Here is a 23,728-nt window from a genome sequence, read left to right as displayed (position 1 = left end):
CGATAGTCAGTGACACCGACAGCGGCACCCGCGCACCACAGCGGATCCGCACGCACCGTCTACACTGGAGCGAAACGACCGCGGACACGGCACAAGATTCTGGGCGCCGGGGACACGGAACGGGGGGATCTTCTGGACCGAGCGTGGGGGCGCTCCACGCCATCGCTTGCCTTGCCGCTCGGCATCGACGCGGCGCAGCGATGGCGGCACACAGCAGAGGCGCATGAGCGGTTCGTCGGCCGGGGGAATCTAGGGAAGCCGCCCGAATCCGTCCGGCCCGTCGTCCTCGAGTCGTGGGAACGCTCGCACCGGCTCGAGGTGAACCCCGATGCGGCCGGTCCGCCGATCGTGCTCACCGACGACGCCCTCACTGAGGCCCGGGAGGCCAATCCCCTGCGCCATGTCATGCCGGTCGTGCAGGACCTGCTCGTCCGTGACGCATCGGAAGCCGGAGTGATCGTGGCGGTCACCGATGCCGAGGCCAGGCTGCTGTGGGCCGACGGTGATCAGTCGCTACTCCGAGGCGCGGAGCGGATCCACATCGCCCATGGGGCGGTATGGAGCGAGAGCGCCGCCGGCACCAACGCGGTCGGCACCGCGCTGGTCGTCGGCGAGCTGGTCCAGATCTTCGGCAGCGAGCACTTCGCCAAAGCGGTCCACCCGTGGAGCTGTACAGCCGCGCCGATCCGTGACCCGCACAGCGGACGTGTCCACGGCACACTCGCCATCGCCGGCCGCGACGACGTGGCGTCGCCGCAATCCGCGCTGCTCATCCGCTCCGCGGTGGCCGCCGTCGAAGCCGAGCTCCGTCTGCATGTGCCCACCCAGCTCGCCCCTCCCGATGCGGCCTCGCTCCGCGTCCTGGGTCGCGATCGCGGCGAGCTCACCTTCTCCGGCCGTGTCGCCGAGCTCAGTCTGAGGCACACCGAGCTCCTGATGCTGCTGACGCTCAACCCCGACGGCCTCACCGCCGCGGAACTCGCCGAGCTGATGTACGAGCACGACGCGGCCGAGGTCACCGTCCGCGCCGAGTTGTCCCGGCTGCGCAAGGCGTGGCCACAGCTGCTGACCCCGGGACGCCCATACCGGTTGCGGGTGGCGCTGCGCACCGACGCGGCCGAGGTGGCCGACTGCCTGCAGCGCGGCGCCCACCGGCGGGCCGTCGACCTGTACCGGGCGCCGGTGCTTCCTCGGTCGGACGCACCCGGCGTGATCACCTACCGGCGGCAGTTGCACAGCTGGCTGCGTACGTCGCTGCTCCGGCACGCGCGTGCGGACGTCCTGCTGCGCTTCGCCCGGTCGCCGGCCGGGCAGGACGACGCCGAGCTGTGGCAGGCCTGCCTCGCCCGTCTCCCGTACGGTTCGCGGCGACGCGAAGAGGTCGGCGCCGCGCTCGATGCGCTGGACAGCTCGCTGCGGGGCCGGCCGTGACGTTCGCAACGTGGATGCAACGGTGCGTGCGCTAACGTCGTTGACACCGGGCCGGACGGGCCAGACCAATGTCACGCCCCATCGGCCCGTCCGGTCGCGTCTACCCACAGACCCGTGGCGTGCTGAAGCTTAAAGCCCCCCTTTTCTTCAGCACGCCACGTTCCACCTCCAAATGATCATGTGAAGTGGGTTTTCTCCAGCACTACCATGTCTGCAGACCTGTTGAAGCACGAGAAAACCTACTTCACATGATCATTTAGGTGGGGCGTGCGGGGGTCGAGCGCGGCGCGGAGAGTTTCGCCGAGGGTCATGAACGCGAACACCGTGAGGGACAGCGCCGCGCTCGGAACGATCAACATATGCGGTGACTGCCGCAGGTACGCCTGAGCCTCGCTGATCTCCACACCCCACGAGATCACCGGCGGCTGCAGCCCGATGCCGATGAAGGACAGCGTCGCCTCCACGGCGATGAACCCGCCGACGGCCATCGTCGACCACGCCAGCACGGGCGGAAGAACGCTGGGCAGCACATGCCGGCGGATCACCTGCAGGTGGCCGCCGCCCATAGCCTGCGCCACCACCACATAGTCGATGTGCCGCACCTGGATCGCCGCCGCACGCGCGATCCGGGCCACCGTGGTCCACCCGAGTATGCCCAGCGCCAGCACCACCTTGGCGGTCGTCTGCCAGCCCGGGGTGGACTCGTCGGACGGAAAGGCCACCAACGCCACCAGGGCGCCGAGCAGCAGCGGGATCCCGAAGAACACGTCGGTCAACCGGGAGAGCACGGAGTCGAGCCGGCCTCCTGCGTAGCCGGCCGCCGTTCCGATCAGGCCGCCGATGACGACGACGGCCGCCGTGGCGAAGACGCCGACCAGGACAGAGGCACGCGCTCCGTAGATCGTGCGCGCATAGACGTCGCACCCCTGCAGGTTGTACCCGAAGACGGCGTCGTCCCCGGGACCGCGCCGGGAGAGTGCGAGGTCACAGTAGGCCGGATCCCGCCCGGTGAACAGTCCCGGAACGATCGCGACCAGGACCAGCAGGACGAGCAACCCGCACCCGATCCAGAACGCCGGGCGTCTGCGCAGCCGCATCCACACCCGCGCCCCGCCCCGGTCACCTGCCCCGCCCCGGTCACCTGCCCCGCCCCGGTCGCCCGTCCCGCCCGGGCCCCACAGCCCGCGCCGGATCCGCAGCCCGGCCCGGCCCCGCGCCGGTACCTGCAGCGCCTCTCCGCCACCGGCGCCGGAGCGCCGCGAGCGCATCGATTCCGGGCTACGCATGACGGATCCTCGGGTCGAGAATCGGATAGAGCATGTCGGCCATCAGGTTCACCGCAAGGAAGAGCAAGACCAGCAGGGTCACCGCGGTCGTCACGATCCCGATCTCACCGTCGCGCACGCTGCGCACCAGCAGACCGCCGACGCCGTCGATATTGAACACCGTCTCCACGACGACGGAGCCCGCCACCAGCGCTCCGAAGTCCGCCGCCGCCAGCGTCGCCACCGGGATCAGGGAGTTGCGCACCCCGTGCACCAGCACGGCCCGGCGTTCCGAGGCCCCCTTCGCGAGCGCGGTGCGGACGTGGTCGGCGGTGAGATTCTCGATCAGGGTCGCGCGCATCATCCGGGCGACGAATGCCAACGGCACCGCGCCCAGCACGACGGCCGGCAGGATCAACGACCCGAACCCGCCGTCGGACGTGACCGGGAACCAGCCGAGCTGCACGCCGAACACCGACTGTGCCGTCAGCGCCAGCACGAACACCGGCACGGCCAGCACCGCCAGCGTGCTCACCAGCACCAGGTTGTCGACGAAGCCACCCGGCCGCCGTCCGGCCAGTACCCCGGCGATGATGCCGATGACGATCTCGACGACGACGGCCAACCCGGCCAGTTGCAGCGTCACCGGGAACCGTTGCAGGAGCTCGTCGGCGACCGGAGCACCGGAGAAGGTCGTGCCGAAGTCACCGGTCACCAGGTCGAGCATGTACCTCGCGTACTGGACCGGCAACGGATCATCGAGGTGATACGCCTCGGTCATCCGCGCGACATAACTGTCCGGACACACTCTCCCGCCGCACCGTCCGGCGAGCGGATCGGCCGGAAGCCACCACATCATCGCGTAGATGGCGAAGGTGGTGCCGAGCAACACCGGCACCATGTGCAGGACCCGCCGCAGCACATACCGGCCCATCGTGAACCCCGTCCGCGTCTATTTGATGACCACGCTGAGCAGGTCGATCGTCTGGAACGGTGTGATCTTGACGTTGTCCACCTTGGTGGAGTAACCGGCGATGGTCGTGGTGTACCACAGCGGCACCGACGGCATGTCGTCCACGAGCAGCGACTCGGCCTCATGGTACGCGGCCATCGCCTGCTCCTCCGGCAGTGATGCGGCGTCCTTGATCAGCTCATCGAACTCCGGGTTGCTGTATCCGGTATCGTTCCCGGACGCTCCGGTCACGTAGACCTCGGCCAGGAAGCTTTCGATGCTCGGGTAGTCCGCCTGCCACAGGTTGCGAAACATCCCGGTCATCTCGCGGTTGTTGATCTGCGACCGAAACGTACTGAAGTCGGCGACCGGCACACCCACGCAGTCAACACCCAGCGTGTTCTTGATGCTGTTGCAGACGGCGTCCACCCACGGCTTGTTGTCCCCGTCACTGTTGTAGGACAGGGTCATCGTACCGTCGTAACCGCCCGCCTCATCGAACAGCTCACGGGCTCGCTCGGGATCATAGGTGCAGTTGTCACCGCACACTCCGGGCTCGTATCCCGCCACGCCGGGCGCCACCCACCCGGTGGCCGGTTCGCGGCTTCCGTGGAATATCGACTCGGTGATCGTCTCCCGGTCGATCGCCATCGATATCGCCTGCCGTAGCCGCGGGTCAGCATAGGAGTCATCGACCGACTCCGGCGGAAACGAGATCGTGCTGACCGCCAGTGCTTCCTTCTCGACGTAGCGCTCCCCCAGATCGTCCCGGTAGGCGTCGTCGGCGAGCGCCGACGTCGGCAGCTGCGGTACCAGATCAAGGTTGTCGGCCTGCAGATCGCTATAGGCGGCACCTTCATCCTGGTAGATCCGGAACGTCACCTCGTCGATCTGCGGTTCGGTGTCGCCCTGATAGCCGTCATATCTGCGGAGCTTGATCTCGGAATTCCTTATCCACTCGACGAACTCGAACGGGCCCGAGCCTATCGGATTCTCTCCAAATCTCTCCGGATCCTCGTAGAATTCATCGGGCAATGGCGCAAACGCCGCATATCCCACACGTTTCGGAAATGACGCCTCCGGCTGAGAAAGAGTCACGGTAAACGTCAGTTCATCAACAATCCGCAGGCCGGACATTTCCGTACTCGCCACCATGTCCGGCGTGATCGCCCGCTCTCCGGATCCGTTCTCGCCTTCCGGCTGGAGGTCCTGGTAACCCTCGATTCGCCGGAAGAAGTGCGAGTTCGGCGATCCGTTGGGGGCGTAGGCGGCCCAGTTCCACGCGTCGACGAAACTCTGCGCGGTGATGGGATCGCCGTTGTGGAATGTCCAGCCGTCCTCCAGGGTGACCGTCCAGGTCTGGTTGTCCGTCGACTCGATGGACTCGGCTATCTCGTACTCCGGCTCGGCGGTGTCCGGGTCGTACCGGACCAGCTTCGAAAACAGCTGGTCAACGACCTGGCCACCGCACGACTCCATCGTCATACTCGGCACCAGCGGGTTCTCCGGCTTGCAGCCGCGAACGGTGATCGCGTCCGCCCGGCCGCCCGTCGGCTCGTCCGTGCCACACGCGGCCAGCATGAGCGCCACACCACAGGCGACCTGAACGACGCCACGAGCAGACCGCCTCACGTGCACCTCCACAAGTGCACACATTACGGGATTGTGGATGCTCCACAAATATGGCCCCCTATGGGCCATTCGGGCATTCTTCGACGTCCGGTCAGTTCTGATGCTTCCGCCGTGCCGCCGCTCGCGCACGCTCGGTCGCGTCCAGAGTGACCTTTCGCAGCCGCACCGCCGACGGGGTGACCTCTACACATTCGTCATCCCGGCAGAACTCCAGCGCCTGCTCGAGGGACAGCTTTCGCGGCGGAATCAGCCGTTCCAGCTCTTCCGCGGTAGACGAACGGATATTGGTGAGCTTCTTCTCTTTGGTGATATTGACGTCCATGTCGTCAGGGCGGGAGTTCTCGCCGACGATCATCCCCTCGTAGACGTCCGTGCCCGGCTCCACGAACAAGGTGCCGCGCTCCTGCAGGTTGAACATCGCGTACGACGTCGCCACCCCACTGCGGTCGGCGACCAGGGAACCCGTACGACGGGTGCGCAGCTCGCCGGTCCACGGCTCGTAGCGCTCGAAGACATGGTGTGCCAGCCCGGTGCCCCGGGTCTCGGTGAGGAAATCGGTCCGGAATCCGATCAGCCCGCGTGCCGGCACCACGAACTCCATCCGGATCCAGCCGGAACCGTGGTTGGTCATCTGCTCCATCCGGCCCTTGCGGCCGGCCAGCAGTTGGGTCACCGCACCCAGAAACTCCTCCGGGCAGTCGATGGTCAGCCGCTCCACCGGCTCGTGTAGCTTGCCGTCCACCTCCTTGGTCACCACGTCCGGCTTACCGACCGTGAGCTCGTAGCCCTCCCGCCGCATCGTCTCCACCAGAACGGCCAGCGCCAGCTCGCCACGGCCCTGCACTTCCCAGGCGTCCGGGCGTTCGGTCGGCAGCACGCGCAGCGACACGTTGCCGATCAACTCGGCGTCCAGCCGGTCCTTCACCAGCCGCGCCGTGACCTTGCTGCCGCCGGACCGACCGACCAACGGTGACGTGTTCGCGCCGATGTTCATCGACAGCGCCGGCTCATCGACCGTGATCAGCGGCAGCGGCCGCGGATCGTCGGGATCCGCCAGTGTCTCGCCGATGGTGATCTCCGGGATACCCGCGACCGCGATGATGTCACCGGGGCCGGCGGAGTCCGCGGAGACCCGGTCCAGCGCCTGTGTGATCAGCAGCTCGGTGATCTTCACCGGCTCGATGCTGCCATCCTTACGGCACCAGGCCACCTGCGATCCCTTGATGATCTCGCCCTCACGCACCCGGCACAGTGCGAGCCGTCCCAGGAACGGAGAAGCATCCAGGTTGGTCACGTGCGCCTGCAGCGGGGCACCTTCGGTGTACTCCGGCGGCGGGATGGTATCGAGGATGGTCTGCACCAACGGAGCCAGATCCTCGGAATCCGGCGCGGACCCGTCGTCCGGCCGCTCCAGTGATGCCTTGCCGTCGACGGCGCACGCGTACACCACCGGAAAGTCGAGCGCATCCAGCGAACCCCCGCCGGCGCCGTCGTCGGACTCGACAAGGTCGAGGAACAGGTCGTACGTCTCGTCCACGACCTCACCGATCCGCGCATCCGGCCGGTCGGTCTTGTTCACCACCAGCACGATCGGCAACTTCGCCGCCAGCGCCTTACGCAGCACGAACCGGGTCTGCGGCAGCGGCCCCTCGCTCGCGTCGACCAGCAATACCACGCCGTCCACCATGGACAGCCCGCGCTCGACCTCCCCGCCGAAGTCCGCGTGCCCGGGGGTGTCGATGATGTTGATCGTCGTCTCACCCCACCGGACCGCCGTGTTCTTGGCGAGGATCGTGATGCCCTTCTCCCGCTCCAGATCGCCCGAGTCCATGACCCGCTCAGCGACGTCCTGGTTGGCCCGGAAGACGCCGGACTGCCAGAGCAGGGCGTCGACCAGGGTGGTCTTCCCGTGATCGACGTGGGCGACGATGGCGACGTTCCGGAGGTCGTCGCGTCTGCGCATGGGCATGCGGATGTACTCGTTTCGTGAGGTGGGAGTCGGGTCGAGCCCCAGGTGATGCGGAACCGACCTTCCCATGATACGGGCACGAGCATTCAGCTGCGTCACACGCCGAACTCCAGACGACGTCAACGTGTGGACGATCGTCCAGACATGAGTGGAGGGTTTGACCGGACTGAGCCGGTCAAACCCTCCGCCGTCACTCCGGCAACCCGGCGCCCCCGCCCGGCGGGGACGCGCTACCGGCCGCTCAGGTCGGCTCCGGGGTGGGTCGCCGGTCGTCGTCGTCCGGAATCTCGGACGACGACGCGCGCCTCCCGTTGCCCTCGCCACCGACGCCGATCTCCACCAGCGCGTTGTCGATCCTCGAGTCGACCTGCTCGCCGAAGTGGTCGTCGAAGTTCTCCGTCAGCTGACCGGTGACGTGCGTGCTGACGTGCCGCTGCATCTCCTCCCGGCGGGCCCGCCGCTCGGCCGCCTGCAGCACCCGGTACTCCGCCTTCAGCGAGCGGTAGGTGGACAGACACATGGCCAGCATGATCACGCTGAACGGCAACGCCATGATCACCGCACCGGTCTGCAGCGCACCGAGGCCACCGGCCAGCAGCAGCGCTGCGGCGACCGCGCCCTCCAACGCACAGAACAGGACCCGGCTCCACATCGGCGGCTCCGGATTTCCGCCGGACGCCAGCATGTCGACGACCAACGAGCCGGAGTCCGATGACGTGATGAAGAACACGGCGACCAGGATCACCACGACGACGGTGAGGATGCCGCCGAGCGGGAGATCTTCGACGAGCTGGAAGAGCACGTTCTCCGCGACGACGCGTTCGCTCGCCTCGTCGATCTGGTCGCCGTTCGCGTCGACCCGGTCGACCAGCCCGCCCGCGCCGAACAGATGCCGGTACAGCGAGCTGCCGCCCAGCACGGCGAACCACAGGAACGTGACGGTGGTCGGCACGATCAGCACACCGGCGACGAACTCCCGGATGGTCCGGCCCTTGGAGATGCGGGCGATGAAGACGCCGACGAACGGTGCCCAGGAGATCCACCAGCCCCAGTAGAACGTCGTCCACGACCCCTGCCATGCCTGGCCGGCGTCCTCGGTGTAGGTACTGGTGTCGAACGTCATCGGCAGCACGTTCTGCATGTATGTACCGAGGGACTGCACGAAGTCGCGGAGGAAGAACAGCGACGGGCCGACGATCAGCAGCACCACGAGGAAGATGGCCGCCAGCGCGAGGTTGCCGTTGGACAGCCACTTGATGCCCTTGCCGACTCCGGAGACGACCGACACCGTGGCGATGGCGGTGATGACGATGATCAGTGTGATCGCGACGCCGTCGGTCGCGCTGTCGATCAGCCCCATCGAGACCAGGCCGGCCGCGATCTGGTTGACGCCGAATCCGAGCGACGTCGCGACGCCGAAGACCGTTCCTACGACGGCGACGGTGTCGATGACATCACCGACCCATCCCTTGACCCGCTCCGCACCCAGCAGCGGCTCCAGCGCCCACCGGATCGACACCGGCCGGCCCTTGCGGTGGATCGCATACGCCAGCGCCAGCCCGACCACCACGTAGATGCCCCACGCGTGGAAGCCCCAGTGCAGGAACGTCTGGGCCATGGCCTGCTCGGCCAGGTCGGCCCCGTCGGGCCCGATGCCCTCCAGCCCTTTGCCGACGTCTCCGGCCGCCGCGTCGGCGCCGCCGATGGCACCGCCGCCGTCGGTGCCCGGCTTCGGCGAGTCGTAGTGCCGCAGCGGCTCGGCCGCACCCCAGAACACGAGGCCGATGCCCATGCCCGCGGCAAACAGCATGGCGAACCAGGCCACCAGGCTGAAGTCCGGCGGATCGTCGTCCTTGCCGAGCTTGATGTCACCGAACCGGCTCACACCCATCCAGATCGAGAAGACCACGAAGATGGCGACGACGAGCACGTAGTACCAGCCGAACCCGCCGACGATGTTCTCCTGGATGGTGCCCAGCGCCTCGCCGACGTCGTCCGGCCAGATCATCGCCACGATGACGGCGAGACCGATGACGATGAGTGACGGATAGAAAACCCCCGGCGTGACGCCACCGCGGGCGATTTTGGGCTCATATTGCGATATTTCGGGTGAGCGGCGCGACCGCTGTGTCTCTGACGGAGAACTCATGGCTTCACCTTCCGTACGTCGCCCACAGGTGCCGTACCACCGTTACGGGAGAAACGTGAATCGTCAAGCTCACGAGTCCAGTGGCGTGTCGGCCATGCGCCGTCGCGCGCCCGCGGTAGCCGGAGCGGTGACACCATATCAGCGCCATATCCGCGCCATATCGGCGCCGCTCGACAAGCCGGCGACTACCAGTGAAGCCGGCTATCGTCTATCCGTCATCTCGCTGAGCTCGTCGGTCACGCTGCGCCGGACGTTCTGTTCGAGCTCTTGCCGACTCTCTCGTTCCTGCGTGGCGCGTCGCACGTGGTGCTCTGCGCGCAGTGACCGGTACGTGGCCCACATCATCGCGATCATCACCAGACTGAACGGCAAGGCGGTGAGAATGGCGCCGGTACGCAGCGCCTGCAGGCCTCCGGCCAGCAACAGCCCGGCAGCGACGGCGCCCTCCAGCACGGCGAACATCACCCGGCTCCAGGTCGGCGGTTCCTGCTCACCCCCGGAGGCCAGCATGTCGACCACCAGCGAGCCGGAATCCGATGAGGTGACGAAGAAGATGGTCACCATGATGATGGCGACCCCGCTCAAGATTGTGCCGAACCGCACGTCCGACAGCAGCTCGAACAACGCGTTCTCCGGGATCACCCGCTCGAATGGATCCAGCGAGTCCCGGTTGACCAGGCCGCCCTCGCCGTAGAGCTGCCGATGCAACGCGCTGCCGCCCAGCACCGAGAACCACAGGAAAGTCACCAGCGTCGGCACGATCAGCACACCGGCGACGAACTCCCGGATGGTGCGGCCCTTGGAGATGCGGGCGATGAAGACGCCGACGAACGGCGCCCACGAGATCCACCAGCCCCAGTAGAACGTCGTCCACGACCCCTGCCACGCTTCGCCCTCCGCACCGGCGTATGCACTCGTATCGAAGGTCAGCGGGACCAGGTTCTGGATGTACACACCGATCGACTGGACCAGTTCGCGCACCAAGAAGAGCGTCGGCCCGAGCAGCAGCATGGCGATCAGGAAGGCACCGGCCAGTCCGAGGTTCACGTTGGACAGCCATTTGATGCCGCGCTCCACGCCGGTCACGACGGAGACCACCGCGACGGAGGTGATCACGGCGATCAGCAGCACGGATACGCCGGTGTTCGCGTCATCGATGGCGCCGAGTGACTCCAGGCCCGCGCCGATCTGCTCGACGCCGAGCCCGAGCGACGTGGCCACGCCGAACAGCGTCCCGATGATGGCGGCGGTGTCGATGACATCACCGAGCCAGCCCCGGACACGCTCCGCACCCAGCAACGGTTCCAGCGCCCACCGGATCGACACGGGCCGGCCCTTGCGGTGGATCGCATACGCCAGCGCCAGCCCGACCACCACGTAGATCGCCCACGCGTGGATTCCCCAGTGGATGAAGGTCTGAGCCATGGCGTACTGGGCCAGATCGGCGCCCTCGGAGCCGATGCCCTCCGCGCCGAAGCCGTTCTCGTCCGCCGCCGGGCCGGCGCCTTCGCCCGGGCGGGGCGAGTCGTAGTGCATCAGCGGCTCTGCTACGCCGAAGAAGACGAGGCCGATGCCCATCCCGGCGGCGAACAGCATCGCGAACCACGCCACCAGGCTGAATTGGGCCGGCTCACCGTCCTTGCCGAGCGTGATGTCACCGAACCGGCTGACCCCCATCCAGATCGCGAAGATCATGAACAGGATGACGAGCACCACGTAGTACCAGCCGAATGTGCCGACGACGTTCTCCTGGATGGTGCTCAAGAACTCGCCCGCCCGATCGGGAAAGGCCATCGTCAGCACGCAGACCGCGACGATCAGGATGATCGATGGGTAGAACACCCACAACGACACGCCGCCCGGCCCGAGGCGGGGTACGTAACTTGAGAGATGGCGCTGATTGTTGGTCCGGGTTTCGCCGTTCTGGGACGACCCACTCATGAGTTCGCCTCCACTCGATAGACGCATCCGTCTGTCGAGTGGAGGTACCCAACGGGCCGTCCCTTACGTGCCGACCCGGCACATCTTTCCCCGGTCGGTTCTCCGCCGGCTGCGGGCCGCGTGGTGGTGCGCCGTCTAGGGACCTTCCGGCCCGTGCGGCACGTCGCCGATCTCCACGACCTTGTCGCCGAACGCGGCCAGCATGGCGTGTCGCTGCTCACGACGGCGCCGCTGTTCCTCTGGATTCGGGACCGGGGCAGCGGCCAGCAGCCGCTTGGTGTACTCCTCACGTGGTTCGTGCAGCACCTGCTCACGCAGCCCCTGCTCCACCACCCGGCCGTTCTCCATCACCACGACGTGATGCGCGAGCATGTCGATCACCGCGAGGTCATGGCTGACGAACAGGCAGGCGAACCGGAACTCGGCCTGCAGCGTCATGAACATCTTCAACACGCTGGCCTGCACCGATACATCGAGCGCGGACGTCGGCTCGTCGGCCACCAGCAGTTCCGGATCGAGCGAGAGCGCGCGGGCGATGCTCACCCGCTGCCGCTGCCCACCGGAGAGCTCGTGCGGGAACCGGTTGAACGCCGCCCTCGGCAACTCGACGGCCTCAAGCAGCTCATAGACCCGGCGTTGCCGTTCCGTCTTGGTTCCCACCTTGTGGATGACCATCGGCTCGGCGATGATGTCGCCGACCGGCACCCGTGGATTGAGCGACGCCGCGGGATCCTGGAACACCACGCCGATCCGCTTCTGCAGCGCCTTGCGGTCCTTGCGCTTGAGCCGGTTGAAGTCCTCGCCGTAGACCGCCACCGTTCCGCTGGTCGGTGGGAGTATGCCCAACGCGCACTTCGCCATCGTCGACTTCCCCGAGCCCGACTCTCCCACCAGGCCGACGATCTCACCCTGGTGCACGGTGAACGAGACGTCCTCCGCAGCGCGGAACGACGGCTTGCCCAGCCGGTGATATTCGACGACGGCGTTCTTCACCTCGAGCGCGGGCACCTCGTCGGTGATGATCGGCGGCGCCTCCGCCGCGATACCCAGCTGCGCACGGCCGGCGCCCAGCCGCGGCACCGCGTCCAGCAGCCGGCGCGTGTACTCGTGCTGAGGGTAGACCAGGACCTGCTCGGCGCTGCCGACCTCGACCACGTCGCCCTGGTACATCACCGCCACCCGGTCCGCCATGTCCGCCACCACGCCCATGTTGTGCGTGATGAGCAGGATGCCGGTGTTCAGCTTCTCCTTCAGAGAGCGCAGCAGATCCAGGATGTCGGCCTGGACGGTGACGTCGAGCGCCGTGGTCGGCTCGTCGGCGATGATCACCTTCGGATCACAGGACAGCGCCATCGCGATGACGACGCGCTGCCGCTGACCGCCGGAGAGCTCGTGCGGATACTGTTTGAGCCGGCGCGCGGGCTCCGGGATGCCGACGGCGGCGAGCAGGTCGGCCGCACGGCGTTTGGCCGCGTTGCCGTAGGCGACGCCGTGCAGCTGGAGAGCCTCGACCAGTTGGTCGCCGATGGTCAACACCGGGTTCAGCGCCGTCTGCGGCTCCTGGAACACCATCGCGACGTCCTTGCCGCGCATCTGCCGCAACCGCCGGGCGTCCAGTTGGCGTACGTCTTTCTCCGTCACCCGGACCACGCCGCCGATCCGGGCGTTCTTGGGCAGGAGGCCGAGGGCCGTCATCGACGTGACCGACTTGCCGGAACCGGATTCGCCCACGACGGCCAGCACCTCGCCGGGGTGCACCTCCATGGAGATGCCGTTGACCGCCCTGACCTCACCGAGGTCGGTGGCGAACTGGACCTCCAGGTCCTGGAAGGACAGCACGGCCGGTTCCGACCCGCCGAGGCCGGACGGGGTGGCGTCGGTGGGGATCGTCATCAGTCCTTGCTCCTTGTCTGCCGCGGATCGAACGCGTCCCGCAGCCCGTCCCCGATGAAGTTCACGCACAGCACGATCGTCAGGATCGCCAGGCCGGGGAACCAGAACAGCCACGGCCGGGTGGTGAACGCGTTCTGATAGTCGGAGATCAGCAGCCCCAGTGACGTGTCCGGTGGGCTCACCCCGAAGCCGAGGAACGTCAGCGTCGACTCCAGCAGAATCGCCGCGCCGATAGCCAGCGTGATGGCCACCACGATGACGCCGACGGTACCGGGCAGGATGTGCCGGACGATCACCCGCAGATCGCTCGCACCGCTCACCCTGGCCGCAACGACGAACTCCCGCTCACGTAGCGACAACACCTCGCCGCGCACCAGTCGAGCCAGTGACGTCCACAGCACCAGCGGGAGCACCAGGGTCATGCCGACGACACCGCCGGCCATCTGGGACAGGATCGCCGCGAACACCAGCGTCGGCACCACGATGACGAAGTCGGTCAGCCGCATCAGCACCGCCTCGACCCAGCCCCGGTAGTAACCGGCGAGCAGGCCGACGATCGTGCCGATGATCGTGCTGATGATGCCGATCCCGAACGCGATCATCAGCGATCTCTGCATGCCCCGCATCACCAGGGCGAAGTAGTCCTTGCCGATGGTGTCCTGACCGAACGGATGCTCGCCGATGGTGAACTCGGTCAGCGAGATGGTCGGCTCACCGTTGCCGACCTTCGGATACGTCGAAGCGTAGTCCTTGCCCCACCACCCGGGTATCGGCCCGAAGCCGATCGAGGTGTAGGCCAACACGATCGCGATGAAGAAGACGATCAGCGCGGACATCGCCACCTTGTGCCGGAGGAACCGGCGGCGGATCAGCTGTCCCTGGCTGTAGGACCGGTCCTCGCCTTTGACCGTCTCCAGCGCCTCATTGATCTGAACCACCGTGCATCACCGCCGAATCCGCGGGTCGAGATATCCGTACATGATGTCCGCGGCCAGGTTCATCAGCACCGCGGCAGCGCCGGTGACCAAGACGAAAGACATCACCGGCATCGGGTCGACGGCACGCAGGCCGTTGATGAACATCTGCCCCATTCCTCGCCATCCGAAGACCTGCTCCGTGACGACCGCGCCGGAGATCAGGCTGGCGAAGTCGAAGGCGACGATCGTGGTGAGCGGGATGAGGGCGTTACGGAATGCGTGTTTGGTGATCACGGCACGTTCCGAGACGCCCTTGGCCCGGGCGGTACGGATGTAGTCCTGCTCCATCACCTCGAGCATCGAGGACCGGGTGTATCGGCTGTAGCTGGCCACCGAGATCAGCGTCAGCAGCACCGTGGGCAACAGAAGCTGGGTGCCGGTATCCAGGAACCGCTCCCAGAAGTCGCCCTCGAAGTTCGGCGACAGCGCGCCGATGGTCAGCACCGGGCGTGGTTTCAGCTCCAGCATGGCGGACCAATGCGAGACCGCGTAGTCCATCACCACCACGACGCTCATGATCACGCCGGTGACCCAGGCGACCAGCATCGCCTGCCGACGCATGTGGCCGCCCCATGCCGCTCCGATGGCGACGCTGACGGCGACGGTCAGCACGAACAAGCCGGCGAGCAGGGCGTATCCACCGTCCTCGAGCACGTCTTGCAGCGCGAAGGTGATCACGGCTCCGGCGCCGACGGTGGTCAGTGCCGCGTACAGCACCCGTCGCTCGCTGAAGCCGGTGACCAGCGACGTCACCAACACGCCCGCCCCGGCCGAGACCAGGATCACCACCCCGAGCCCCATCGACGGGTCGCGGAACCAGTTGTCCGCGTCGAAGTACGCCAGCGCCGCAAGGACCACGGCGAACGCCGCGCCGGCGGTCAGCAGCCGCCGACGAGGATCACCGCCCAGCGCGAACTGCAACACCAAGCCGGTGATCAACGCAATGATGATCATCTGCGTCACGCTCATCCGCGGATCGGCGATCCAGTCGTTGAACCGGATGGCACCGTACTCCTTGAGCAGCACGGCCGCCCAGAAGACCGGGAGAGAGAAGAAGATGAAGGCACCGAAGGTGATGACGTAGTCGAACCCGGAGTACTTCCGGACCGCGCTGAGGATACCCACGGCCACACCGACGATGATGGCCAGCACCGTCGCGCCGATCACCAGCCGCAGCGTCGCCGACATCGCGGACTCGGTCAGCGCGAGCACGTCCTGCCCCTGGTTGGTGACACCGAGATCGCATTGCATCCCGGGCACCACGCAGCCGACCGCACCGCGCAGCCATTCCGCGTACCGCTCGTACCACGGCTTGTCCAGCCCCATGGTCCTGATGCGGGCCTCGATCAACTCGTCCCGATTGTCCGCCGACGTCTCGCGCAGGTCGGCGAGCGGGTCGCCCGAGTTGATCGTCAGAACGAAGACGAGGGTGGCCGCACCGAATAGGACGAGGACGGAGATCCCCAACCGCCGAAAGATATATCTGAGCACGTATCAGCCCTTCACACGGATGCCACGACTCGTGGCCGGACCGGACGCGGCACGGCGCGTCGCGACGCGTCCACCGACGCGTCCGGTCCGACAAGGGGCCGGCCGGGTGGCGGTATGACACCCGGCCGGCCCCTGCAGAGTCGGTGATTCCTAGCTCACCTCACTCTGCTCGGTACCACTGCTCCTCGTTCCAGACCAGGCCGTCCTGAGCCGACATCGGCCGCACGTTCTGCAGCGTGGAGTCGTATCCGACGACGCCCGGGTGGGCGAAGAGCGGGATGCCGAACAGGTCGTCCCAGAGCAGCTTCTCGATCTTCTTCGTCTGCTCCAGGTGAACCTCCGGATCCGCCGACGTCGCCAGCGTCTGCCACTCGGCGTCGACCTCCTCGTTGGAGTACTCACCGTAGTTCTGCGGCTGCCCGGTGGCGTAGATGTTCTGGCCGGAGGCGATCTGGCCGGAGCCGGACCAGGCGAACAGTGCGACCTCGTAGTCCCCGCTCTCCTGGGTGCCGCCCGGCTGGAAGAAGTCCTCGCTGCCGACGTCGATGATGTTGAATCCGACCTCGTCACAGCTGGCCTTGATCAGCGACACCTCGTCGGTGCGGCGCGGGTTGGGCGCGGAGTAGCCGATCCGCACATCGATCGGGGTCTCCGCACCGGACTCGGCGATCTTCGCCTCCGCGCCTTCCAGGTCGGGCTGGTCGTAACGGCCGTCGTATGCGGCTTCCACCACTTCGTCGTACTCGTCATGGAACGGGAACACCTCGCGGGCGTTCATCACCACGGCTTCGGGGTCGATCGGCGTGATCAGGCTGTCGACGATCTGCTGCCGCGGCACGCACATCGCGAACGCCTCCCGCAGGGCGAGATCGTCGGCGAACGGGCTGCCCTCCATGAAGTTGAAGTCCAGGTGCTCCCAGATCAGCGTCGGGTACGTCTCGGTGGTGATGTCCGGTGCCAATCCCTCCAGCTGGGCGAGGGTGTCCACCGTGGCCTGCGGCTCGATCGCGTTCAGGTCACCGTTCTGCAGCGCCTGCACGTGGGTGTCGGCTGCGGCGAACCGGAAGACGATCTCCTGTGTGCCCGGCGCGGGCCCCCAGTACTCGTCGTACGCCTCCAGCGTGATGTACTGGCCGCCTTCCCAGCCGCCTTCCTTCAGCCGGTACGGGCCGGTGACCGGGACCAGCTCGGGATCCGGCAGCTCACCCGGGTTGGGCGAGAGCCAGCCGGTGTTCCAGAACTCGGCGGCCGGCTCGACAGCCTCGGTGTCCCCGTCCAGGATCGCCTGGCTGAGCTCTTCGATGCTCATGCCGGCCTGCTCGGCCACCACGTGTGCCGGGTACATCTTGCCGACCAGCAGATTCCAGTCGGCGTAGGTCGTCTCGAAGGTGACCGTGAACTGCTTGCCCGTCGGGTCACCCTGCGGGCCGTCCGGGGCGTACTCGCCGTAGTCGGTACCGCTCACATGGTCGAAGAGCGGCTCGCCGTCGGCGTTGACCATCGTCGGGCTCTCGCTACCCCATTCGAGGATGAAGTCGGCGGCCGTCACCGGCGTGCCGTCCGACCAGCTGACCTCGTCGTTGATGGTGTACTGAACCGTCAGCGGCTCTTCCTCGAGGACCTCGATGGTGCCGAAGTCCGTGTCCTCACAGAACGAGCCGTCGGTGCCCCAGTACCAGAAGCTCTGGCTCATCCGGCTGTTGATCACGTTGTTGTACGTCGAGTACGTGCTCGGCGTGTCGCTGTTGTAGCCGCTCCACTCGGACTCGCCAGTCGAGTAGAAGATCGTGTCGTCCTGGGTCTCCAGGTCGCCGAGATCCTCCCGACAGACGTCGCCACTGGCCTCGGAGTCCGAATCCGAGTCCGAGTCCGAGTCGGACCCCTGGTCCTCCTCCGCCTGGCCACTGTCGCCGGTCGGCTCCTCGTCGTCGTCACCGCCGCACGCGGCGAGGACGAGCGCGCTCGCCGCAGCGACGGCCAGGACCGCCCCACCTCTGCGCTTGAATGTCAACTTGGACTCCTCAGTTCGTCATGGGCTCCGATTCGGATCCCAACAAAACACTTGACACACATCATCATTTGCTGCAGCGGCGCACAAGCCAGCGCGACAGAAGTTACTGAGCTGCAATCCATTTCCGGCGGACAAACACGAAATGTAACAGTTTGACCACGCGGACCCCCGCAAATCCTCCCGCAGCCTGCATATCCGGCCGGAGGACCGGCGCACACCCTCGGCCGGTGACCCGCAATCGTTGTAATGACCAACCTCATGCCCTCGAGACCGTTGCTTCAATACCGGCACGCCGCAGCCTACGCACAATTTCGGCGTTACGTTGGTCACATTCCAGATCCGCCGGACGGCGCCCGGCTCCTGCGGCTCCCGCTGCCACGGTCTCGCCACGGCTGGTGGCGGCCGTGCCGGCACGTTCGGCGCACCTGTTCACCGGCGCGCGCAATCCCGGCAAGCTCTGGATTTCGATCGCCGGTCCATGGGAAGCTGCGACGTGATCAGGCCGCGTAGGCGCGCTATGATCACCATCCACCAGCGACCGTCGACGTTCGCAGGGAGGCCGAATTGGACATCAGAAGCGCACCGGAATGCCGGGACGCGGTGGCGGCTGCCGTCACGACACTGGAGTCCGCCGTCTCCCGGCTGCGCCAGGCGTATGGCGACACACTCGGTGTCCGCCGCCTGACCAGTGATGTCGCACGGCTCGCAACCGACCTCGAGGAGTTGGGCGAGCCGGAACCCGGCCGCCGCGGTCGCATCGACGGGCCACTCGAGTCAATTCCCGACACCCCATACGACCCCAGCATGTGGGCTGGAGCCGAAGACGAAGGTCTCGGCGCCCCGGATCGGCACGCACCCTGATGACAAGTACCGGAACCGAAGCATCCGAACCCGAACGCCCGACCGGGACGGCGGCCACCGCGACCGCCACCCACCCCGGCGGCGTCGACGCCCCTCACCGCGCCCGGATCGGCCTGCGCACGCTGCGCAAGGATCGCTACTGGGTGGTCCCGACGTTCACCGTGATCGGCCTGAGCGCCTGGGTCATCTACGCGACCGTCCGGGTGTTCCTGCAGAACAACTATTGGGTAGCCGAGCACCACTACCTGACGCCGTTCTACTCGCCATGTGTCTCGAACGGCTGCATACCGGAGTCCGCGCACTTCGGCCGGGTGCTCGTGGACAACCCCATCATCCCGTATGCCGCGTTCAGCCTGCCGTTCCTGCTGCTGTTCCGGCTGACCTGCTACTACTACCGCAAGGCGTATTACCGCAGCTTCTGGCTGTCCCCGCCCGCGTGTGCGGTGCCCGACCGGCACAAGTCCTACACGGGCGAGACCAAGTTCCCGCTGATCCTGCAGAACTCGCACCGTTACTTCTTCTACGCCGCGTTCATCATCACGCTGATCAACACCTACGACGCGATTCTCGCGTTCAGCGGCGAGGACGGCTTCGGCATCGGCCTGGGCAACCTGATCCTGATCGGCAACGTGGTCATGCTGTGGGGCTACACGCTCTCCTGCCACTCCTGCCGCCACGTGACCGGGGGCCGGCTGCGGAACTTCTCCAAGAATCCGATCCGGTACCGGTGGTGGACCTTCGTCTCCCGGCTCAACACCCGGCACATGCAATATGCGTGGATCACGCTGGGCACTTTGGCGCTCACCGACTTTTACATCATGGCGCTGGCAGCCGGGTGGTTCGACGACCTACGTTTCATTAACTAGGAACAGTCACGATGCCACAGCAGCGCCGCCTCCGCGGGGTTGAGACCCCGCAGAGGTCCGGCTCACCTCTTCGACCACGTCCGGCAGCAACGAAGGAGACGGCTCTGAGATGACCGATCCCAGCACAATCGAGCGTCATCAGTATGACGTGCTGGTGGTAGGAGCGGGCGGTGCCGGCTTGCGCGCCGCGATCGCCGCTCGTGACGCCGGAGCCCGGGTGGCCGTCGTCTGCAAGTCACTGCTCGGCAAGGCGCACACGGTGATGGCCGAGGGCGGCGCCGCTGCCGCGATGGGCAACGTCTACTCCGAAGACAGCTGGCAGGTGCATTTCCGCGACACGATGCGCGGCGGCAAGATGCTCAACCACTGGCGGATGGCGCAGCTGCATGCGCAGGAGGCACCGGACCGCATCCATGAGCTGGAGGAATGGGGTGCCCTGTTCGACCGCACACCGGACGGGCTGATCTCCCAGCGTGACTTCGGCGGCCACCGGTACGCCCGGCTGGCCCACGTCGGTGACCGCACCGGCCTGGAGCTGATCCGGACCCTGCAGCAGCGCACCGTCGCACTCGGCATCGATGTCTACATGGAGTGCACGATCACCGAGTTGCTCCAGAACGGGGGCCGGATCGCGGGCGCTTTCGGTTACTGGCGGGAGTCCGGCAGGTTCATCGCCTTCGAGGCACCCTCGGTGGTGCTGGCCACCGGAGGTATCGGCAAGTCCTACAAGGTGACCTCCAACTCCTGGGAGTACACCGGCGACGGTCACGCGCTCGCGCTGAAGGCCGGCGCGTCGCTGGTGAACATGGAGTTCGTCCAGTTCCACCCGACCGGTATGGTCTGGCCGCCGTCGGTGAAGGGCATCCTGGTCACCGAGTCGGTCCGCGGTGACGGCGGTGTGCTCCGCAACAGCGAGGGCAAGCGGTTCATGTTCGACTACATCCCGGAGTTCTTCAAGGCGGAGACGGCGGACTCCGAGGAGGAGGCCGACCGCTGGTACACCGACAAGACGAACAACCGCCGCCCGCCCGAGCTACTCCCCCGTGACGAGGTGGCGCGCGCCATCAACGCCGAGGTCAAGGCGGGCCGGGGGTCTCCGCACGGCGGTGTCTTCCTGGACATCGCGTCCCGGCATCCGGCCGAGTACATCCAGCGCCGGCTGCCTTCCATGTACCACCAGTTCAAGGAACTCGCCGACGTCGACATCACCGCCGAGCCGATGGAGGTCGGCCCCACCTGCCATTACGTGATGGGCGGGGTAGCCGTCGAGCCGGACACGGCGGAGTCCTCCGTATCCGGGCTGTACGCGGCCGGCGAGGTCGCCGGCGGCATGCACGGCGCCAACCGGCTGGGCGGCAACTCGCTGTCCGACCTGTTGGTCTTCGGCCGACGGGCAGGGGCCGCGGCGGCCGAGGCAGCGACGGCGATGGAACAGCGCCCGGCCATTTCCGACGACGACATCCGCGCCGCCGGAGAGGCCGCACTCGCCCCGTTCGAGCGGGAGGGTGGCGAGAACGCGTACGCCGTGCAGCAGGACCTGCAGGACGTCATGCACAACCTGGTGGGCATCATCCGCAACGCGGACGAGATGCAGAAGGCGCTCGAAGAGCTGGTGCGGTTGCGCGGGCGGACTGCCCAGCTCAGTGTGGAGGGTCACCGGCAGTACAACCCGGGCTGGCATCTGGCCCTGGATCTGAGCAACATGCTGCTGGTGTCCGAGTGCATCGCGAAGGCCGCTCTGGAACGGACCGAGAGCCGCGGCGGGCATACCCGCGACGACTTCCCGGCCACCGATGATTCGTGGGCCACCGTGAATCTGCACTGTGTGCTGGACGAGACCGGCGAAGCGGTCTCGATCCGCCGCGAGGCATTACCGACCATGCCCGACGACTTGCAGGAACTGTTCGAGCAGAAATGAGGCGTAACCACGAGCCCGGTGCTCCGGTACGGCTGTGCTGGGGCGCGGCCGGGCTCATGGTGGCGAACCGCCGAGGAGAAGTGACATATGGGTTATGACCTGAAGATGCGAGTCTGGCGAGGCGACGAGTCCGGTGGTGACCTGGCCGACTACGTCGTGCCGGTCGAGGAAGGCGAGGTGGTCTTGGACGCGTTGCATCGTCTGCAGGCCACCCAGGCCGGCGATCTGGCCGTGCGCTGGAACTGCAAGGCGGGCAAGTGTGGTTCGTGTAGCGCCGAGATCAACGGCAAGCCACGGCTGACCTGCATGACGCGGCTGTCCATCTTCGACCCGGACGAGACCGTGACGGTGACCCCGCTGCGGACGTTCCCGGTCATCCGCGATCTGGTCACCGACGTCTCGTACAACTACGAGAAGGCGAAACAGGTGCCGGCGTTCGCGCCCGAGCCTCGCCGGCCGGACGGCACGTACCGGATGCAGCAGGAGGATGTGGAGCGCGGTCAGGAGTTCCGCAAGTGCATCGAGTGCTATCTGTGCCAGACCGTCTGCCATGTGGTCCGCGATCACGACGACAACAAGCGGGCGTTCTCCGGCCCGCGGTTCTTCCTGCGCTACGCCGAGCTGGAGATGCATCCGCTGGACACGAACGACCATCGCGAGGCGGCGCGGGACGAGGCCGGGGTCGGCCTGTGCAACATCACCAAGTGCTGCACCGAGGTGTGCCCGGAGGGCATCAAGATCACCGACAACGCAATCATTCCGGTCAAGGAACGCGTCGTCGACCGCCGTTACGATCCGCTGGTCTGGCTGGGTTCGAAGATCTTCCGCCGGTCGTCCACGGACTAGACATACCGCACCACGATCACGGAGTTGGTGGCACGGGCGATCGGATGGCCCTTACGCTTTCCGAAACGCGAGCGACGTGCGTCCGGCGCCGTCAGGCACGGGCGCCGAGAGATGCTCGGGAAGGAGAGTGCTGACCATGACGGTTTTCGATGACGATGCACTGCATGCGATGTTGGCGGCCATCCCTCAATGGTCGGGCGATACCAAGGCGATCAGCCGTACGGTCCAGGCACGGGACTTCCGGACCGCCATCTCGATCGTCGACGACGTCGCCGACGCGGCCGAAGAAGCCGACCACCACCCGGATATCGACATCCGTTACCGGACGTTGACGTTCACCCTCTCCACGCATTCAGCCGGCGGCGTCACCAGTGCCGATGTGGATATGGCGCGCACCATCGACGCCATCGTCAACGGTCGGGACACCACCGAGTAATCGGTCGGCCGGCCCGGGCACACGTTCCGTCAGCCGGCGACGTCGGCGCATATCCTGGACCGCATGGCTACTCCGTCGTCGACTCGTCTCCTGGTGCTCGGGATCGTGCGGATGTTGCAGCCGGTACACGGGTACGACGTCCGTCGGGAGCTCCTCTCTTGGCGGGCCGACAGATGGGCCAACGTGGCGCCGGGCTCGATCTACCAGGCGTTGAAGACGCTCGAACGTGATCAGTGGATCGAGCTGGTCGACTCCGGCCAACGGGGTTCGCGTCCGGCCCGCCGCACGTATCGACTGACGGACGAGGGTGAGAAGGAATACCACGCCCTGCTCCGTAGCTCCTTGTGGGAGTCGAACGCGCCGGCCCATCCGCTCCTGCCGGCGATCAGCCAGCTGCCGTTCAGCAATCGGGACGACGTGATCGCCGCACTCAAGGCGCGTGCGCACCGGCTCGAGGCCGAGATCATGATGACACGACGCGACATCGAGCGTGTCGAGGCGGGCGGCGGAGATCCGTTGAAGGAAGAACCACACCACGTTGCGGAGATGATGCGCTTACAGCTCGGGCTGGCCGAGGCCGAGTACGCGTGGGCACTGATGCTGACGCAACGGATCGAGTCGGGTGACCTCGACGTCTGGAATCTGCCCAGCCGCGCGCAAGAATCGCTCGCCGCGCAGCAGGCCGAGTACGCGACGGCACACCGCACACCGGTGACCAGCATCGAACGTGGCGGCCCGGCAGACGACCCGGGTGACGGCCCCGACGACGCCCCGCTCGGCTGACCAGGCGCCACGCAGGCGCCGCGCCCGTCACCCGTACCGTTCCCCGGCACACCGCCGTCCGTCAATCCAGCGCCTGGAAGATCTCGTACACCATCGGCGCCGGCCACACGATGGCCTTCAGCACGGCGACGACGTGCTCACCGAATGAGTCTGCCTCACCCCAGAAGTACACGAGCGCCCCGATCAGCCCGAGCCCGTAAATGGCGCCACTTCCGGTCTCCATGTTCGCTCGCTGACTGCGCGCCATGATGCCTCCTTCTCGACCCATGTCAACCATGACTGGCGGTCGAGAGAACCGCAACGGTCT

Annotated in this window: 18 protein-coding genes; 7 read left to right on the top strand and 11 right to left on the bottom strand. The window is 66.7% G+C overall.

Annotation, left to right across the window (positions count from 1 at the left end):
• Positions 1-9 precede the first annotated feature (9 nt).
• Positions 10-1,431: a helix-turn-helix domain-containing protein gene (locus tag G1H10_RS10100; protein WP_163736416.1), complete on the top strand. Its 1,422-nt coding sequence runs from the start codon at positions 10-12 to the stop codon at positions 1,429-1,431.
• Positions 1,432-1,670: 239 nt separating this feature from the next.
• On the opposite strand, the gene G1H10_RS10095 is transcribed toward G1H10_RS10100, so the two are convergent.
• From G1H10_RS10095 to G1H10_RS10050, 10 genes are all read right to left on the bottom strand, one after another.
• The gene (locus G1H10_RS10095; protein WP_163736413.1) at positions 1,671-2,717 is read right to left on the bottom strand and encodes an ABC transporter permease; all 1,047 of its coding nucleotides are present in this window, start codon (positions 2,715-2,717) and stop codon (positions 1,671-1,673) included.
• Positions 2,710-3,630: an ABC transporter permease gene (locus tag G1H10_RS10090; protein WP_163736410.1), complete on the bottom strand. Its 921-nt coding sequence runs from the start codon at positions 3,628-3,630 to the stop codon at positions 2,710-2,712. The genes G1H10_RS10095 and G1H10_RS10090 overlap by 8 nt, the downstream gene beginning before the upstream one ends.
• An 18-nt stretch (positions 3,631-3,648) precedes the next feature.
• On the bottom strand, positions 3,649-5,280 hold the full coding sequence (locus tag G1H10_RS10085; RefSeq protein ID WP_216853107.1) for a peptide ABC transporter substrate-binding protein: 1,632 nt from the start codon (positions 5,278-5,280) through the stop codon (positions 3,649-3,651).
• 91 nt (positions 5,281-5,371) lie between these two features.
• Positions 5,372-7,243 carry a translational GTPase TypA gene (typA, locus tag G1H10_RS10080; RefSeq protein ID WP_163737051.1) on the bottom strand — a complete coding sequence of 624 codons (1,872 nt, stop codon included), beginning with the start codon at positions 7,241-7,243 and terminating at the stop codon, positions 5,372-5,374.
• A gap of 247 nt (positions 7,244-7,490) precedes the next feature.
• Positions 7,491-9,257, bottom strand: a complete 1,767-nt coding sequence (locus G1H10_RS10075) for a BCCT family transporter (RefSeq protein WP_246219397.1) — start codon at positions 9,255-9,257, stop codon at positions 7,491-7,493.
• A gap of 342 nt (positions 9,258-9,599) precedes the next feature.
• The gene (locus tag G1H10_RS10070) at positions 9,600-11,339 is read right to left on the bottom strand and encodes a BCCT family transporter (protein ID WP_163736401.1); all 1,740 of its coding nucleotides are present in this window, start codon (positions 11,337-11,339) and stop codon (positions 9,600-9,602) included.
• Between the two features lie 135 nt (positions 11,340-11,474).
• The gene (locus G1H10_RS10065) at positions 11,475-13,232 is read right to left on the bottom strand and encodes an ABC transporter ATP-binding protein (RefSeq protein ID WP_163736398.1); all 1,758 of its coding nucleotides are present in this window, start codon (positions 13,230-13,232) and stop codon (positions 11,475-11,477) included.
• Complete coding sequence (locus G1H10_RS10060) at positions 13,232-14,170, bottom strand: ABC transporter permease (protein ID WP_216853106.1); 939 nt, start codon at positions 14,168-14,170, stop codon at positions 13,232-13,234. Before G1H10_RS10060 ends, G1H10_RS10065 begins: the two co-directional genes overlap by 1 nt.
• 6 nt (positions 14,171-14,176) lie before the next feature.
• Complete coding sequence (locus tag G1H10_RS10055; RefSeq protein ID WP_163736395.1) at positions 14,177-15,700, bottom strand: ABC transporter permease; 1,524 nt, start codon at positions 15,698-15,700, stop codon at positions 14,177-14,179.
• Between the two features lie 160 nt (positions 15,701-15,860).
• Positions 15,861-17,711, bottom strand: coding sequence for an ABC transporter family substrate-binding protein (locus G1H10_RS10050; protein WP_216853105.1), 1,851 nt, complete (start codon positions 17,709-17,711; stop codon positions 15,861-15,863).
• A gap of 564 nt (positions 17,712-18,275) precedes the next feature.
• On the opposite strand from G1H10_RS10050, the gene G1H10_RS10045 reads away from it, so the two are divergent.
• The 6 genes from G1H10_RS10045 (at position 18,276) to G1H10_RS10020 (ending at position 23,421) form a co-directional block, all read left to right on the top strand.
• Positions 18,276-18,572, top strand: coding sequence for an Rv0250c family protein (locus G1H10_RS10045; RefSeq protein WP_216853104.1), 297 nt, complete (start codon positions 18,276-18,278; stop codon positions 18,570-18,572).
• Complete coding sequence (gene sdhC, locus G1H10_RS10040) at positions 18,572-19,438, top strand: succinate dehydrogenase subunit SdhC (protein WP_174264242.1); 867 nt, start codon at positions 18,572-18,574, stop codon at positions 19,436-19,438. Before G1H10_RS10045 ends, sdhC begins: the two co-directional genes overlap by 1 nt.
• A 109-nt stretch (positions 19,439-19,547) precedes the next feature.
• On the top strand, positions 19,548-21,356 hold the full coding sequence (locus G1H10_RS10035; RefSeq protein ID WP_163736393.1) for a fumarate reductase/succinate dehydrogenase flavoprotein subunit: 1,809 nt from the start codon (positions 19,548-19,550) through the stop codon (positions 21,354-21,356).
• 87 nt (positions 21,357-21,443) lie between these two features.
• On the top strand, positions 21,444-22,202 hold the full coding sequence (locus G1H10_RS10030) for a succinate dehydrogenase/fumarate reductase iron-sulfur subunit (RefSeq protein ID WP_163736390.1): 759 nt from the start codon (positions 21,444-21,446) through the stop codon (positions 22,200-22,202).
• Between the two features lie 136 nt (positions 22,203-22,338).
• Positions 22,339-22,638, top strand: coding sequence for a 4a-hydroxytetrahydrobiopterin dehydratase (locus tag G1H10_RS10025; RefSeq protein ID WP_163736388.1), 300 nt, complete (start codon positions 22,339-22,341; stop codon positions 22,636-22,638).
• Positions 22,639-22,701: 63 nt separating this feature from the next.
• Positions 22,702-23,421, top strand: a complete 720-nt coding sequence (locus G1H10_RS10020; RefSeq protein WP_163736386.1) for a PadR family transcriptional regulator — start codon at positions 22,702-22,704, stop codon at positions 23,419-23,421.
• Between the two features lie 61 nt (positions 23,422-23,482).
• Here G1H10_RS10020 and G1H10_RS10015 read toward each other — a convergent pair whose 3' ends face one another.
• On the bottom strand, positions 23,483-23,668 hold the full coding sequence (locus G1H10_RS10015; RefSeq protein ID WP_163736384.1) for a hypothetical protein: 186 nt from the start codon (positions 23,666-23,668) through the stop codon (positions 23,483-23,485).
• Between the last annotated feature and the right edge of the window lie 60 nt (positions 23,669-23,728).

The sequence above is a fragment of the Phytoactinopolyspora halotolerans genome, assembly GCF_010550675.1.
In the GTDB taxonomy this organism is placed as follows: domain Bacteria; phylum Actinomycetota; class Actinomycetes; order Jiangellales; family Jiangellaceae; genus Phytoactinopolyspora; species Phytoactinopolyspora halotolerans.
The sequence above is the reverse complement of the archived record's forward strand: the minus strand, read 5'-3'. Positions and strand labels throughout refer to the sequence as shown.

Coding starts and splice junctions, on each gene's coding strand:
- G1H10_RS10095 (WP_163736413.1), bottom strand. CDS start 2,717: ATGCGTAGCCCGGAATCGATGCGCTCGCGGCGCTCCGGCGCCGGTGGC.
- G1H10_RS10090 (WP_163736410.1), bottom strand. CDS start 3,630: ATGGGCCGGTATGTGCTGCGGCGGGTCCTGCACATGGTGCCGGTGTTG.
- typA (WP_163737051.1), bottom strand. CDS start 7,243: ATGCGCAGACGCGACGACCTCCGGAACGTCGCCATCGTCGCCCACGTC.
- G1H10_RS10075 (WP_246219397.1), bottom strand. CDS start 9,257: ATGATCTGGCCGGACGACGTCGGCGAGGCGCTGGGCACCATCCAGGAG.
- G1H10_RS10070 (WP_163736401.1), bottom strand. CDS start 11,339: ATGAGTGGGTCGTCCCAGAACGGCGAAACCCGGACCAACAATCAGCGC.
- G1H10_RS10065 (WP_163736398.1), bottom strand. CDS start 13,232: ATGACGATCCCCACCGACGCCACCCCGTCCGGCCTCGGCGGGTCGGAA.
- sdhC (WP_174264242.1), top strand. CDS start 18,572: ATGACAAGTACCGGAACCGAAGCATCCGAACCCGAACGCCCGACCGGG.
- G1H10_RS10035 (WP_163736393.1), top strand. CDS start 19,548: ATGACCGATCCCAGCACAATCGAGCGTCATCAGTATGACGTGCTGGTG.
- G1H10_RS10030 (WP_163736390.1), top strand. CDS start 21,444: ATGGGTTATGACCTGAAGATGCGAGTCTGGCGAGGCGACGAGTCCGGT.
- G1H10_RS10025 (WP_163736388.1), top strand. CDS start 22,339: ATGACGGTTTTCGATGACGATGCACTGCATGCGATGTTGGCGGCCATC.
- G1H10_RS10020 (WP_163736386.1), top strand. CDS start 22,702: ATGGCTACTCCGTCGTCGACTCGTCTCCTGGTGCTCGGGATCGTGCGG.
- G1H10_RS10015 (WP_163736384.1), bottom strand. CDS start 23,668: ATGGCGCGCAGTCAGCGAGCGAACATGGAGACCGGAAGTGGCGCCATT.